This window comes from Clostridium yunnanense (assembly GCF_016595795.1).
GTDB lineage: Bacteria > Bacillota > Clostridia > Clostridiales > Clostridiaceae > Clostridium_AR > Clostridium_AR yunnanense.
In genome coordinates, this window is record NZ_JAENHN010000026.1 from 22,345 (window position 1) to 37,064 (window position 14,720).

Annotated in this window: 17 protein-coding genes and 1 riboswitch; all 17 genes read left to right on the forward strand. The window is 30.8% G+C overall.

The window, feature by feature from the left end:
* The first annotated feature begins 162 nt into the window (after window positions 1-162).
* Window positions 163-1,011: a YitT family protein gene (locus JHL18_RS08105; protein WP_200267950.1), complete on the forward strand. Its 849-nt coding sequence runs from the start codon at window positions 163-165 to the stop codon at window positions 1,009-1,011.
* A 109-nt stretch (window positions 1,012-1,120) separates the two neighbouring features.
* Window positions 1,121-1,315, forward strand: coding sequence for an alpha/beta-type small acid-soluble spore protein (locus JHL18_RS08110; protein WP_200267952.1), 195 nt, complete (start codon window positions 1,121-1,123; stop codon window positions 1,313-1,315).
* A 472-nt stretch (window positions 1,316-1,787) separates the two neighbouring features.
* Window positions 1,788-2,069 (forward strand): hypothetical protein, encoded by a 282-nt coding sequence (locus JHL18_RS08115; RefSeq protein WP_200267953.1) that lies wholly within the window; start codon window positions 1,788-1,790, stop codon window positions 2,067-2,069.
* 155 nt (window positions 2,070-2,224) lie between these two features.
* The gene (locus JHL18_RS08120; RefSeq protein ID WP_200267955.1) at window positions 2,225-2,425 is read left to right on the forward strand and encodes an asparagine synthase; all 201 of its coding nucleotides are present in this window, start codon (window positions 2,225-2,227) and stop codon (window positions 2,423-2,425) included.
* 171 nt (window positions 2,426-2,596) lie between these two features.
* Window positions 2,597-3,091, forward strand: coding sequence for a thiol peroxidase (gene tpx, locus JHL18_RS08125; RefSeq protein ID WP_200267956.1), 495 nt, complete (start codon window positions 2,597-2,599; stop codon window positions 3,089-3,091).
* A 398-nt stretch (window positions 3,092-3,489) separates the two neighbouring features.
* A complete protein-coding gene (locus JHL18_RS08130) occupies window positions 3,490-3,810 on the forward strand; it encodes a hypothetical protein (protein ID WP_200267958.1) in 321 nt (106 codons plus the stop codon).
* A gap of 282 nt (window positions 3,811-4,092) precedes the next feature.
* A complete protein-coding gene (locus JHL18_RS08135; protein WP_200267960.1) occupies window positions 4,093-5,079 on the forward strand; it encodes an asparaginase in 987 nt (328 codons plus the stop codon).
* 69 nt (window positions 5,080-5,148) lie between these two features.
* Window positions 5,149-5,248: riboswitch (purine riboswitch) on the forward strand.
* A 68-nt stretch (window positions 5,249-5,316) separates the two neighbouring features.
* On the forward strand, window positions 5,317-6,675 hold the full coding sequence (locus JHL18_RS08140) for an NCS2 family permease (protein ID WP_200267962.1): 1,359 nt from the start codon (window positions 5,317-5,319) through the stop codon (window positions 6,673-6,675).
* A gap of 282 nt (window positions 6,676-6,957) precedes the next feature.
* Complete coding sequence (locus tag JHL18_RS08145; protein WP_200267964.1) at window positions 6,958-7,839, forward strand: YicC/YloC family endoribonuclease; 882 nt, start codon at window positions 6,958-6,960, stop codon at window positions 7,837-7,839.
* A 10-nt stretch (window positions 7,840-7,849) separates the two neighbouring features.
* Window positions 7,850-8,119: an extracellular matrix/biofilm regulator RemA gene (gene remA / locus JHL18_RS08150; protein WP_128213994.1), complete on the forward strand. Its 270-nt coding sequence runs from the start codon at window positions 7,850-7,852 to the stop codon at window positions 8,117-8,119.
* A complete protein-coding gene (gmk, locus tag JHL18_RS08155) occupies window positions 8,119-8,757 on the forward strand; it encodes a guanylate kinase (protein WP_200267966.1) in 639 nt (212 codons plus the stop codon). The genes remA and gmk overlap by 1 nt, the downstream gene beginning before the upstream one ends.
* A complete protein-coding gene (gene rpoZ, locus JHL18_RS08160; RefSeq protein ID WP_183277450.1) occupies window positions 8,738-8,956 on the forward strand; it encodes a DNA-directed RNA polymerase subunit omega in 219 nt (72 codons plus the stop codon). Before gmk ends, rpoZ begins: the two co-directional genes overlap by 20 nt.
* 1 nt (window position 8,957) lies before the next feature.
* Window positions 8,958-10,142: a bifunctional phosphopantothenoylcysteine decarboxylase/phosphopantothenate--cysteine ligase CoaBC gene (gene coaBC, locus JHL18_RS08165; protein ID WP_200267968.1), complete on the forward strand. Its 1,185-nt coding sequence runs from the start codon at window positions 8,958-8,960 to the stop codon at window positions 10,140-10,142.
* A 213-nt stretch (window positions 10,143-10,355) separates the two neighbouring features.
* On the forward strand, window positions 10,356-12,560 hold the full coding sequence (gene priA / locus JHL18_RS08170) for a primosomal protein N' (protein WP_200267970.1): 2,205 nt from the start codon (window positions 10,356-10,358) through the stop codon (window positions 12,558-12,560).
* An 11-nt stretch (window positions 12,561-12,571) separates the two neighbouring features.
* On the forward strand, window positions 12,572-13,018 hold the full coding sequence (gene def / locus JHL18_RS08175) for a peptide deformylase (RefSeq protein WP_200267972.1): 447 nt from the start codon (window positions 12,572-12,574) through the stop codon (window positions 13,016-13,018).
* 14 nt (window positions 13,019-13,032) lie between these two features.
* Window positions 13,033-13,965 (forward strand): methionyl-tRNA formyltransferase, encoded by a 933-nt coding sequence (fmt, locus tag JHL18_RS08180; protein ID WP_200267974.1) that lies wholly within the window; start codon window positions 13,033-13,035, stop codon window positions 13,963-13,965.
* 73 nt (window positions 13,966-14,038) lie between these two features.
* Window positions 14,039-14,716: a zinc metallopeptidase gene (locus JHL18_RS08185; protein WP_200267976.1), complete on the forward strand. Its 678-nt coding sequence runs from the start codon at window positions 14,039-14,041 to the stop codon at window positions 14,714-14,716.
* Window positions 14,717-14,720: the final 4 nt, after the last annotated feature.

Here is a 14,720-nt window from a genome sequence, read left to right on the forward strand (position 1 = left end):
CAATTAGTTAATAGTTAAGATATTTGATATAGATAATAGTTTGCTAACGTAAGATTATTAAAAAATTGTCATTATATTATTAATATGATATTATTAATAGTATAAAAATAGAAAAGTAGCATTAACTAGAAGATGAATTTAATGATTTTGGAGGAGGTTATAATGAAAAATAAATTTGTAAATACGCTTTTTAGAATAGTATTTATTATAACAGGAGCAATACTAGCTGCAATAGGGCTAGAAATATTTTTAATACCCAATGAATTAGTAGATGGTGGAATAGTTGGTATCTCAATAATGGTAAGTCATTTAACTGGGCTGCCTTTAGGAATATTTACTTTCATACTTAATATACCATTTTTTGTTTTGGGATATAAGCATATTGGTAAAACCTTTACAATTTCAACACTTTTTGCTGTAATATGTTTATCTATAAGTGTTAGTTTTTTTCATCCTATTCCTGGAATTACTCATGATACATTACTAGGAGCAGTATTTGGTGGTGTTATTATAGGTGCTGGGGTGGGTTTAATAATTCGAAATGGCGGTTCTTTAGATGGCACTGAAATAGCTGCAATAATTTTAGATAAAAAGTTAAGCTTTTCTATTGGAGAGATTGTAATGTTTTTCAACTTCTTTATATTAGGAATTTCAGGAGCAATATTTGGGTTTGACAGAGCAATGTATTCGTTAATAGCATATTTCATAGCCTTCAAAGTAATAGATATTATTGTAGAAGGACTTGATGAATCAAAAGCTGTTACAATAATATCCGATAAACATATAGATATTACAGAAGCTATTGTGGACAGGCTTGGTCGTGGAGTGACATTGCTGGACGGAAAAGGTGGATATAAAGGAATAAAAACAAATGTAATATATGTTGTGGTATCAAGATTAGAGATTGCCAAAGTAAAAAATATTGTACAAGGGTTTGATGAAAATGCATTGATCACCATCGGAAGTGTAGAAGTTGCTGGAAAGAGATATAAGAAAAAGCCTATTCATTAATAGGTAAAAATTTCATTACATGCCATTAATCAACCTGAATATAATATCTACAATTATATAAAATAGTATTAGAAACACAAACAAAAGATATTTTTAGGAGGGATTTACAATGGCAAGAAGTAATAGAACTTTAGTTCCAGAAGCTAAGCAAGCTTTAAATAAGATGAAACAAGAGTCAGCAAAGGAAGTTGGAGTTAATCTAAAAGAAGGATACAACGGAAATCTTACTTCTAGAGAAAATGGTTCTGTAGGTGGAAACATGGTTAAGAAAATGATACAAAGCTATGAAGATGGATTAAAATAGTAAGAATATAGTTTTACAAATAACATCCATCATCATAAATTTTTAAAACATGAATTTTATAAATAATGAAACGGTAATAGCAGGAGGGATGAATACTCCTGCTATTATTTTTAATTTGTCTTAAAGTGATAATATCTAATTTAATATACTCGTAAGTGAGTATTTATTCATAAATATATATCTAAAATAAGATCTAATTTTAAATTTTGATTAATATTAAAAAATAAAGATTATATAGGAGCAATCAATTTAAAAACTAAATTATATATAGCCAAAAAAAGGATTATATATTAAAATTATTTTATTCAATCATCCTATAATAAAATATTTAGTATATCAAATTATTTATTATGGAAATTTTAGCTTCGTATAAGTTTGTTTTTAAAAACTTGTTTAATTGTGAGTGGAAGTTTTAAAAGTATAGGTTTTATTACGAAGTTATATATCAATAATTTAAGAAGGAGTAGGTAAAATGACTATTATAGTTTTTTCAGGTAACGAAGAAGGAGTTAGTGTAGAACTAACTACAGAAAAATTAGACAAAGCATTAGAAAAATATAAAGAAAATATAGAAGAATATTTTCTTGAAATATGGATTGAAGATGATGTGAAGCTTGGAGAAGTAGTATTTGATTATCAATCTGAAGAAGAAGACGCTAAAAAATGTTTTTACTTTTTAGATGAAGAGAATGAAGAACAATTTAGTTCTTTAGAAGATGTTAAAAAATATATATTAGAAAGAATAAAGGCATAGAAATATGCCTTTTTAATATATAGAAAATATAAAATTTTAATACTAGCTAACTCTTGTAATTAGTTTATATAGTGATTGTAAAAATTGGTAAAAAGTTTTTAGAATAATTAATATTTTTCTCCTTAAAATACTATATATGAAAGGAGTGATTATTAATGAGAATTAAAGAAGGAACAATTCCAACTCTTATAGGTAGTGTTGTTGTAGCTGGAACAGCAGCTTTAAGAGCAAATGAACTTAGAAAACATGGAATGAGAAAAAAAGACATAGTTCCAATGGCTGAAACTGCTTTATTAGGATTTGGGTTAGCACATGTAGTTTTAGGCACTATTGATATGGTTCAACATCATAGATAATCTTTAAGAGAACCTTATGGTTCTCTATTTTTACATTATATGAAAGTGCATAAATTTAATCCGATTTTTTGTTTTTAAAATATAAGTGAAAATAATAAATTTTATTACGAAGTAGTTCATCTATATAATAATTGACTTAAATAATTTTTTATAATACAAGGAGGATTTAGAATGAAGGTAAAGTTTAAAGGAAATGATGTTGAACTTAAAGGGAAACAACTTGCTGTTAATGAAACTATAGCGGATTTTACCGTGACAGATACAAATCTTAATTCAGTAAATTTTAAAGATATTCCTGGCGTTAAAATATTGCTAGCAGTTCCATCTGTCGATACTCCAGTATGTGATTTAGAAGTTGCTACATTTAATGACAAAGTAAAAGAACTGCCTAATGTAACTTGCGTTACTATATCAATGGATTTGCCATTTGCTCAAGCAAGATGGTGTGCAGCAAAAGGTATTGAAAATGTCAAAGTATTCTCAGATTACAAAGAAAGAAATTTTGCTGATGTTAGTGGTACTTATATAAAAGAGTTGGGACTTTTAACAAGAGCTGCTTTCGTAATTGATTCAGGAAATAGGATAGTATATGCTAACTATTTAGAAGAAGTTTCAAATCAAGTAAACTTTGATGAGATATTGCAAGTAGCTAAAAGTACAAAATAGAAAACTATTTGTATTTTAAAACCATTTTAATTGTTTATAAATATTTCAAGTTTCTTTTAGTATAAGAAATATTGAAATATGAAAATAATTAAGATGGTTTTTTTTATAGGGTTCCTGTGTGGAAACTTAAGTTATACTTGTTCGAAAATCGAGGCTCTGGGGATTTTCGGGCAAGTATAACTTAATAGTTGAGCTAGGAACCCTCTATCAGAAAAAAGAAGGATTTATAAGTATCGCAGAATTTATAAGTACTTTTATGAATATATTTATAAAAAGATAGCTCTAATAATTTGTTTTTCTCATATACATTCGGAAAGGCAGCTGTGCAAAAATAGCTTACTGAAGTAAGGCGCTTCAGTATCTTTATTAAAAATAAATGAAACAAAGGGGAGAAGGGGATGGATAAATTAGCTAGTATTATAATTTTGGCTGGAATAGCAGAGGCTATTTGGGAAACAATCAAGATGGTGTTTAATCATGGCAAATTAGATTTCAATAAACTTGGCGCAATACTCGTAGGTATATTACTTTGCATAGTAACTGGAGCTGATATATTAAGCTTAATTGGGTTTTCACCAAAAATTAATTATGTTGGACAAGTATTAACTGGGTTACTCATATCTAGAGGGGCTAACTTTGCCCATGATTTATTGACCAGTATTTATAATTTGCAACAAAATACAAGGACAGATAATACAAAAGTAGAAACAAAATTATAAGATTATATTTATTTAATGAATTTATACAAATAATAAATGATAATGAGATTTTAAAATACTCTAGAATAAATATTTCATAATTAAATTATAAATAAAATACTTAAATTAGATACAGGTTGTTGAAAAAATTCTCTATATATAATAAACTTTTATAATGTAAATTAGTATCTATTGCTAGGAGTAGATATAGCAATTCAATGAAAATATAAGAGAAAGCTATATGATGTAAAGTGATATTTTACTTATTGAGGATTTAAAATATATAGTGACCTAGGAGGAGCAATGAAAAAGATAGCAATAGTTTTTAATGGTGGAACAATATCGATGAAAGTAGATCCTAGAATAAAAGCGGCAGTTCCAAGTCTTACTGGTGAAGAAATAATGTCAATGGTTACAGGGATTGAAAGCTTTGCAGAAATTGAATCATATACATATTCAAGTTTACCAGGACCACATATGACCCCTGAAATAATGCTCGATCTTTCAAAGTATGTGCAAAAGCTACTTACAAGGGAAGACATAAGTGGAGTTGTAATTACACACGGGACAGACTCCCTAGAAGAAACTGCATATCTTCTAGATTTGACCTTGGATACAGAAAAACCAGTTGTTTTTACAGGAGCAATGAGAAGCGGATCTGAATTAGGGTATGATGGCCCTTCAAATCTTGCAGCGTCAATATGTACTGCTATTTCTGAAGAAGCTAAAAACAGAGGGGTTTTGGTGTGTTTCAATGGAGAGTTAAACAGTGCAGCAGAAGTTACAAAAGTTAATTCAATGGCACTTAATGCATTTAGAACACCTAATTTTGGTCCTATTGGTATAGTAGATAACAATCGTGTTATATTTTATAGAGATGTTTATAAAGAAAGCTTCCTAGATATCAAAAATATAACTGGAGAAGTAACTCTACTTAAATGTTTTGCTGGAATGGACTCTAGATTAATTGATTTTTCGGTTGCAAGTGGAGATAAAGGTATAGTAATAGAAGCTATGGGAAGGGGAAATATTCCTCCGGCAATGGTAGATGGAATAAAAAGGGCGATAGATAAGGGTGTTGTAGTAGTTGTAGTCTCAAGATGTTTTGAAGGAAGAGTTTATGATTCCTATGGATATCATGGCGGTGGAAAAGAGCTTAGAAACTTGGGGGTAATCTTCGGAGATAATATGCCGGGTCAGAAAGCTAGGATTAAATTGATTACTGCTTTAAGCTATACATCAGATTTCGACTATATAAAATGCTTGTTTGAAAGAGATTTGTATAAATAATGTGAATTATAAAAAATAAAAACAAAAAATAATTCGGATGTGTTGACAACGATATGAACGGAATATATAATAATATTCGTGCTTATTGCTCGTATAATTTTGACGATATGGGTCGAAAGTTTCTACCAGATACCTTAAATATCTGACTATGAGGAATCGAAAGTTGTCAATACATCAATATGATGTCGCTTTGGTTCTTCACCTCTGCGGCTTTTATTTTTTAGGAGGAAGAAATTTATGCAAAATCTAAAAGCTAAACAAAGAAAACTAGCAATACTGGATAACAAAAATGTAGACTATAAGAAAGAAATACTAGCAGGTATTACTACATTCTTAGCTATGGCCTATATAATAGCAGTTAATCCTGATATACTTAGTAAATCAGGAATGCCTGTTGGTGCATTAGTAACAGCTACCTGTTTATCAGCAGGGTTAACTTCAATATTTATGGGCGTTTATGCTAACCTGCCTATAGGACTTGCGTCTGGTATGGGGCTAAATGCATTTTTCGCTTTTACTGTTTGCGGTAAGTACGGTATTTCTTGGACTGTAGCTTTAACAGCAGTTTTTGTAGAAGGAATTATTTTTATAATTTTATCATTATTTAGTGTTCGTGAAGCAGTAGTTAATGCTATACCTCGTAATATGAAACTTGCAGTAACTGGTGGTATAGGATTGTTTATTGCATTTATAGGTATGTTGAATTCAGGGCTTGTTGTACAGGATCAATCAACTACAGTTGCACTTGGTAGATTTACAACTCCATCAGTTGCAATAACTTGCCTTGGAATTTTAATAATAGTTATTTTAGAAAAGAAAAAAGTAAAAGGTGCAATGCTTTGGGGAATTTTAGGTGGTACTTTAGTTGCCTGGGCATATGCACTTTACGATACACAAGGTGCTGCTGCATTTGGTATATATCTGCCAAATGGAATATTCAAATTTGAATCGCTTGCACCTATAGCAGGAAAAGTTGATTTTTCTTTCCTTACAAACAATGCTAATATTTTTACATTTATAGGGGTTGTTTTAACTTTTCTATTTGTAGATTTCTTTGATACAGTTGGAACTTTGGTAGGAGTTGCTACAAGAGCTAATCTTATTGATAAAGATGGACGAGTTCCTAATGCAGGAAGAGCATTATTAGTTGATGCTATAGGAACTACTGGCGGAGCTCTAATGGGAACTTCAGCAATTACTGCTTACGTAGAAAGTGCAACAGGGATTGAAGAAGGTGGAAGAACAGGATTTACTGCAATAGTAACAGGCGTATTATTTCTACTTGCAATGTTTTTATCACCATTATTTATTGCAATTCCATCGTGTGCAACTGCACCAGCACTAATATATGTTGGTTACTTAATGATGGGGACAGTAAAAGAAATAGACTTTAATGATATTACTGAAGCTGTTCCAGCTTTCCTAACAATAAGTATGATGCCATTTACATATTCAATAGGTGATGGGTTAATGATAGGAATACTATCATATGTAATAATAAATGTAATATCAAATCTAATTTCAAAGGATAAAAAGAAAATATCAGCAGTAATGTATCTGTTAGCTGTTATATTCATTTTGAAATTAGTATTATAATTGCTTCCTTCAATTTTATTATAGCCTTGCTAGATTTATCTAGCAGGGCCTTTTTTACTTTAGAAGGAAGGTATAAAGTTTTTAAGCTAGCTTCAGCTGACTTTTTAATGTAATGATCGTTCTTTGAAGATATTTATTGAGATAAATTAACGAAAGTAACCTTTCAAAAATATATTGTGTTTAATTGTAAACATTCTGTTAACAAACTGTTGACATTTACTAAGCGTATTATATACAATGGATATAGTCTCAATCTGATATATTTTTTTAGGAGGATTGACAATGATTAAAAGTATGACAGGTTTTGGAAGAGCTTCAAGTGAAGAAGAAAGTACTAGAAGCTTTTCATTAGAAATGAAGAGCGTAAATCATAGATATCTGGATATAAATATAAGAATGCCAAAATCAATGATTTCACTTGAGGAAAGAATAAGAAGAATTGTAGGAGAAAGATTGAACAGAGGCAAAGTTGATATCTTTTTGAACTACAAGAACTACGGACAATTTGATACTGCTGCAAAATTAAATGTTAAATTAGCGGATAGTTATGTAGATTGTCTAAAACAAATAAAAGAGAGATATTCGTTAAAAGATGAATTGAGCTTAACATTAATTTCTAAATTTCCTGAAGTTATAGTTCTTGAAGAACATGAGGAAAACTTAGAAGATATTTGGAAAGAACTACTTCCGCTAGTGAATAGGTCACTTGATACTATAATATGCATGCGAGAAGCTGAGGGACAAAAGCTTTATGAAGACATGACTCTAAAATCTAATGATATTGAAGCTAATGTCAGAAAGATTGAAGCTAAATGCCCTGAAGTTCTTAAAGCATATAAAGAAAAATTAAGAGAAAAGCTTCAAGGTATTTTAGAAAATGTGCAGATAGATGAAAATAGACTTGCAATGGAAGTAGCTATCTTTGCAGATAAGTCAACTATTGATGAAGAGATAACAAGGTTGTATAGTCATATAAATCAGCTAAGAAGTACATTTTTGCTTAACGAACCAATTGGAAGGAAGTTAGACTTCATTATTCAAGAAATGAATAGAGAAACCAATACAATAGCATCCAAGTCTACTGATTTGGAAATTACTAATTTAGTTATCAATATTAAGAATATGATAGAGAAAATAAGAGAGCAGATCCAAAATATCGAGTAGGAGGAATAATATGAGTATCAAATTGATCAACATTGGTTTTGGAAATATAGTTTCAGCTAATAGACTTGTTGCAATAGTAAGCCCAGAATCAGCACCAATAAAAAGAATAATTCAAGAGGCTAGAGATAGAGGTATGTTAATTGACGCTACATATGGTAGAAGAACAAGAGCTGTTATCATAACAGATAGCGACCATGTTATTTTATCAGCAGTTCAACCTGAAACAGTTGCACATAGATTATCTACTAAAGATGATGATGTAGAAGAGGTAGATGAATAATGCATCAACACGATAAAGGAATACTTATTGTGATATCTGGACCTTCAGGCGCTGGGAAAGGTACCATATGTAAAGCTTTGGTAGAAAAAAATGAAAAACTTTTTATTTCAGTTTCTGCAACTACAAGAAAACCAAGAGTTGGAGAAGTGGAAGGAGTAAACTACTACTTTATAACTAAAGAAGAGTTTTTACAAAGGGTAGAAAATGATGACTTCATTGAGTGGGCAGAAGTTTATGGTAATTATTATGGAACTCCAAAATCCACAGTAGATCAAATGTTAGATGAAGGTATCAATGTAATACTTGAAATTGATATTCAAGGTGCACTAAAGGTTAAGGAAAATGCAAGAGATGGTGTTTTCGTATTTATTCTTCCTCCATCAATGGAAGAACTTAAACAAAGAATTATAAACAGAGGAAGCGAAACACAAGAATCCTTAATGACAAGATTCAAATCAGCGTATCAAGAGATAAATTATGTATCAAAATATAACTATGCAGTTGTAAATGATACAGTTGATGAAGCAGTGAAAAAAATTGAAAGTATTATCTTAGCTGAAAAATGCAGAGTAGACAGAATAAAAGAAACTATAATAGAATCAAAGGAGGGTTTAATTCATGAGCAACTCTATGATTAATCCATCAATCGTAGACTTATTAGAAAAGGTAGACAATAGATATTCGTTAGTTATTGTAACTTCAAAGAGAGCAAGACAAATAATCGATGGTGCTGAACCATACGTAAAGGTAGATTCAAATAAACCATTAACCGTTTCTATTAATGAAGTTAATGATGGCTTTGTAAAATATGAACAAATAAAGGAAGGCTTAAAATAGAATGAGTAAGAAGTGTGTTGTTGTTGGCGTTTCTGGAGGAGTAGCAGTATATAAAGCTTTAGATGTTATCAGTACTTTAAGGAAACAGGATATTGACATACATGTAATTATGACTGAGTCAGCAACTGAGTTTGTAACACCACTTTCATTTCAATCTTTAAGTCAAAACATGGTTGTTACAGACATGTTTGCAGAACCTAAGGCTTGGGAAATTCAGCATATTTCATTAGCAAAAAGAGCAGATTTAATGCTTGTTGTACCAGCAACTGCCAATATTATTGGTAAAGTTGCAAATGGCATTGCAGATGATATGTTATCAACTACAATAATGGCTACAAAAGCTCCAGTTGTTTTTGCTCCGGCCATGAATACAAATATGTATGAGAATGTAATAGTTCAAGAAAATCTTACAAAACTAAAGAGATTAGGATATAATTTCATAGAACCTGCAAGTGGAAGATTGGCTTGTGGTGATGTTGGCAAAGGTAAGCTAGCTGATACAAAACTTATTTCTGAATACGTAATAAGTATGTTAAATGATCAAAAGGATTTAGTGGGTAAAAAAGTTTTAGTAACTGCTGGTCCTACTGTTTCAGATATTGATCCAGTTAGATTTATATCAAATAGATCTTCTGGTAAAATGGGTTTTGCTATTGCAGAAGAAGCGAGAGATAGAGGTGCTGATGTAGTGCTTGTTGCTGGACCTTCAGATATACCTGATCCTTTTGGGATGAAAATAGTGAGAGTTAGAACAAATGAGCAAATGATGAAGGCTGTTTTAGAAGATTTTGATTCTTCAGATATAGTTGTAAAATCTGCTGCAGTTGCGGATTACAAACCTAAAGAGTATCATGATAAAAAAATCAAGAAAACTGAAGGTGATCTTTCGATTGATTTTATAAGAGATAATGATATCCTTAAAACTTTAGGTGACCGCAAAAAAAATCAGATTTTAATAGGTTTTGCTGCAGAAAGCAATGATCTAATAGAAAATGCAGATGGCAAACTTAAAAGAAAAAATCTGGATTATATTGTTGCAAATGATATATCAAAATCAGATACTGGTTTTGCATCAGATGATAATTTGGTTACTATTATTTCATCTAAAGGTGAATATTTTGCCTTAGATAAAATGAATAAAAAAGAGGTAGCAAGAAATTTGTTTAATATAATAAAAAAGCGCTAATTGCGCTTTTTTTACTCTATTATAAATAATAATTAAAATCTTTGTATAACTTGCGTTTTTTTATGATTAAGATGATAATTTAATTAGAGTAAAAGATGAACTTATTCGCCTGCCAGAATTTCCTCACACATATTCGGAAAAGGCAGATGCGCAAAAAAAATCGCTAACAAAAAGCGTATTAGTGATTTTTAAATATAGCTAAGGGTGATAATATTGAGTTTATTCGCAGGTGTAGTTGTAAATAGTGATGCTTTAAAAGTAGATAAGTTGTTTACATATGAAGTACCAGATAAATTTGGTCCCTTGATTCAAAAAGGACATAGAATAAGAGTTCCTTTTGGAAAAGGAAATAAAACTATAGAGGCTTTCGTTATGGATCTATATAATGATTATAACGGGAACATATCAAAACTAAAGGCTATTTCAGAAGTCTGTGATGAAAATCCATTAATTACAGAAGATGATTTTAGCCTAATACAATTTATGAGAGAAAAATACTTATGTAAGTATATTGAAGCTATAAGGGTTTTAATTCCTACTGGGATTATGAAGGGAAATAAAATAAAGACTAAAAAAGTAATCTGCTACGGTGGTGCAGAGCTTCAAGGTAATCTTAATAAGCCTAATTATAAAAATGCTGTGGATATTATCTCTGAAAATAGCGGTATTTATACTAGAAGTGAACTGATGGATAAATTTAATCTGTCTGCCTATACACTGTCTAAGTTATTAGAAAATAATATTATATTTTCTGATGATGAGCAGGTAAATAGGATAAATACTAGGAAATATGAAACATATTCTTCGAAAAATTTAAACATGGAACAACAACAAGCTGTTGATGCTATTCTAAGTAGTAAGAATAAATTAATACTGCTTAAAGGTGTTACTGGCAGTGGTAAAACTGAGGTTTATATGAATCTAGTTAGCCATATGCTTAATGAGGATAAGACATCTTTGATTCTAGTTCCTGAAATAGCCTTAACCCCTCAAATGATTGAGCGGTTTAAGGGAAGGTTTGGAAAGAATGTAGCTGTTTTTCATAGCAGATTATCTGATGGTGAGCGTTTTGATGAATGGTTTAGAATTAAAAATGGTGATGTTAAGCTGGTTATTGGTGCTAGATCCGCTATATTTCTCCCTTTTGATAATTTAGGTCTTATTGTAATAGATGAGGAACATGAGGGAACTTACAAGTCTGAACAAAATCCTAAGTATCATACTAGAGAAATAGCAGAATTCAAAAGTAAATTAACTGGTTGTACTGTTGTGTATGGTTCAGCTACTCCAAGTATTGAATCCTACTTTAAAGCTTTAGCAGGAAATATGAAATTAGTTGAATTAAAGAATAGAGTAGATAATTCTAGTTTGCCTAAGATGGAAGTTATTGATATGAGAGAAGAACTTAGTAACAATAACAAAAGTATGTTTAGCAAAAAATTATATGAAGCAATTCAAGATAGATTGGAAAAAAAAGAACAGATAATAATTTTCCTTAATAGAAGAGGATATTCAACTTTTGTATCTTGTAGAAAATGCGGATATGTATTTAAATGTCCTCATTGCGATATAGCTATGACTTATCATACTAATGGATATCTTGTATGCCACTACTGCGGTACAGCACATAGGCAACAAAGCGAATGTCCGTCCTGTAGTAGTAAATATGTTAAGTATTTTGGTGCAGGTACTGAAAAACTAGAAATTGAAATTACAAAACTATTTCCTAAAGCGAGAGTTCTTAGAATGGATGTTGACACTACAAGAAAGAAAAATTCTCATGAGGAAATATATAATACTTTTAAAAATGGTAATGCAGACATATTAGTTGGAACACAGATGATATCAAAGGGATTAGATTTTCCGAATGTTACCCTTGTTGGAGTTATAACTGCAGATATTTCGCTTAATCTTCCGGATTTTAGATCTAGTGAGAGGACATATCAACTAATTACTCAAGTTGGTGGAAGAGCAGGAAGAGGAAGTAAAGAAGGGAATGTTTTAGTGCAAAGTTATAACCCAGAACATTATAGCTTAAGTTATGCAAAAAACAATGATTATGAAGGCTTTTATGAAGAAGAGATTGTTCTTAGGAAATCTATGAATTATCCTCCATATTCCAATATAATGCTTATTAACTTAAGTTCTAAGAACCAAGTTGATTTGCAAAAGCACTGTGAAAAGCTTGGTTACAGTATCAAAACTGAATTAAAAGATAATGATCAAGTAGAAGTGCTAGGTCCATGTCCGTGTATAATTCAAAGAATTAATGAAATGTATAGATGGCAAATTTTAATAAAAGGTAATTTTGAGTTATCTTTGGCACATAATATAAAAGATATAGTTTATGAATTATCAAATGAAGTTTATAATGATATAAGGATTAGTATGGATATAAATCCAAATAATTTAGTATAGGAGTGATAGCTTTGGCTTTAAGAAATATAAGAAAAATTGGTGATGATATTTTAAGAAAAAAATCTAGAGAAGTAGATACTATAAATGATAGAATCAAAACCCTAGTTAAGGATATGATTGATACAATGTACGATGAAGATGGAGTTGGGCTTGCTGCACCTCAAGTAGGAATCCTTAAGAGAATATTTGTAATTGATGTATATGATGATAATGGAGCAAGAGTGTTTATAAATCCAGAAATATTAGAAACTGAAGGTGCTGAAACTGATATGGAAGGATGTCTTAGCATACCAGGAGAACAATCGGAAGTAGAAAGACCAAGCAAAGTTAAGGTAAAAGCGCTTGATTTAAACGGAGAAGAATTTATATTAGAAGCAGAGGGTCTTCTTGCTAGGGCGATATGTCACGAAAATGACCATTTAAATGGAGTGCTTTTTGTAGATTATTCTAAACAGTAAGGAGAAGATAAGTTATGAATATAGTTTTTATGGGGACTCCAGATTTTGCAGTTCCATCATTAAAGGCTTTAATATCTGAATTTGGTGTTAAGGCAGTATTTACTCAACCAGATAGACCTAAGGGAAGAGGTAAAAAGTTAGCTATGTCTGCAGTGAAAGAGGTAGCAGTAGAAAATAATATACCTGTATATCAGCCAATTAGAATTAAGAATGAACCAGAAACTATAGATGCATTAAGAGGTATGGAACCAGATTTCATAGTGGTTGTAGCCTTTGGTCAAATATTACCTAAGTCTGTTTTAGATATACCAAAGTATGGGTGTATAAACCTTCATGGTTCTTTACTTCCAAAATATAGAGGCTCTGCACCTATTCAATGGTCTATAATAAATGGAGAAAAAGTAACAGGAAATACTACTATGCTCATGGATGTTGGGGTAGATACTGGGGATATGCTTTTAACAAATAGTGTAGAAATAACTGATGATATGACTGCTGGAGAACTATTCGATATACTTAAGGAAACTGGTGGAAAGCTTTTAGTTGATACAATAAATGGTTTAATTAATAACACTATATCACCGGTAAAACAAGATGAAAGTAAAGCCTGCCATGCTTCAATGCTAGATAAAAATTTAGCTAATATTGATTGGAGTAAGAGTGCAATAGAAATTCATAATCTAGTAAGGGGACTTAATCCATGGCCTATAGCTTATACTGAGTATATGGATAAACAAATGAAGATTTATGAAACCAAAGTGATAGAGAAAGATAGTGCAAAAGCACCAGGAACCATTCTTTCAGTTAGTAAGGCTGGGGTTGAAGTATCCACAGGGGAAAATATTTTGCTTTTAAAGAAAGTTCAATTTCCAAACGGAAAGCCATTATATATAGAGCAATATATAAACGGCAATTCCTTCGAAATAGGCTATATACTCAATAAATAATATAATTCTGTTTACAAATAATTAAGAGGGTAAAGTGCTTAGCAGTAGAATATGATAAAAGGAGTGAATATTAATGTTTTTTGATTCAACTTTTTTATTGTTAGTACCTGCAATGTTAATATCTATATATGCTCAATCGAAAATTTCATCAACTTTTAACAAATACAGCAAAGTTAAGAGTTATAATGGATATACTGGTGCTCAAGTAGCTAGGATGATTTTAGATGACTCTGGACTTCATAATGTGCCAATAGAATTGGTGTCTGGTAAACTATCAGATCATTATGATCCAAGACAAAGGGTTTTAAGATTATCACAGGATGTTTATTATAATGATTCTGTTGCATCAATTGGTGTTGCAGCGCATGAAGTAGGGCATGCAATTCAGCATAAAAATTCCTATGCACCATTAATTATAAGAAACACAATTATACCAGCAGTTAATATTGGTTCGAATTTTTCATGGATTTTATTTGTTTTAGGATTAATGTTAAGTATAAGACCATTAATAACTTTGGGAATATTACTTTTCTCAGCTGTAGTAGTGTTCCAGCTTATAACACTTCCCGTTGAATTTAACGCATCCAACAGAGCTTTAAAAATTTTAAAAAGCAGAAATATACTCTATCCAGATGAAGTTAAAGGCGCTCAAAAAGTACTTAGTGCTGCAGCGATGACTTATGTTGCTGCAACACTAATGGCTATTTCTCAGCTGTTAAGACTTATAGTCATCAGTGATAGAGACAGATAAATCG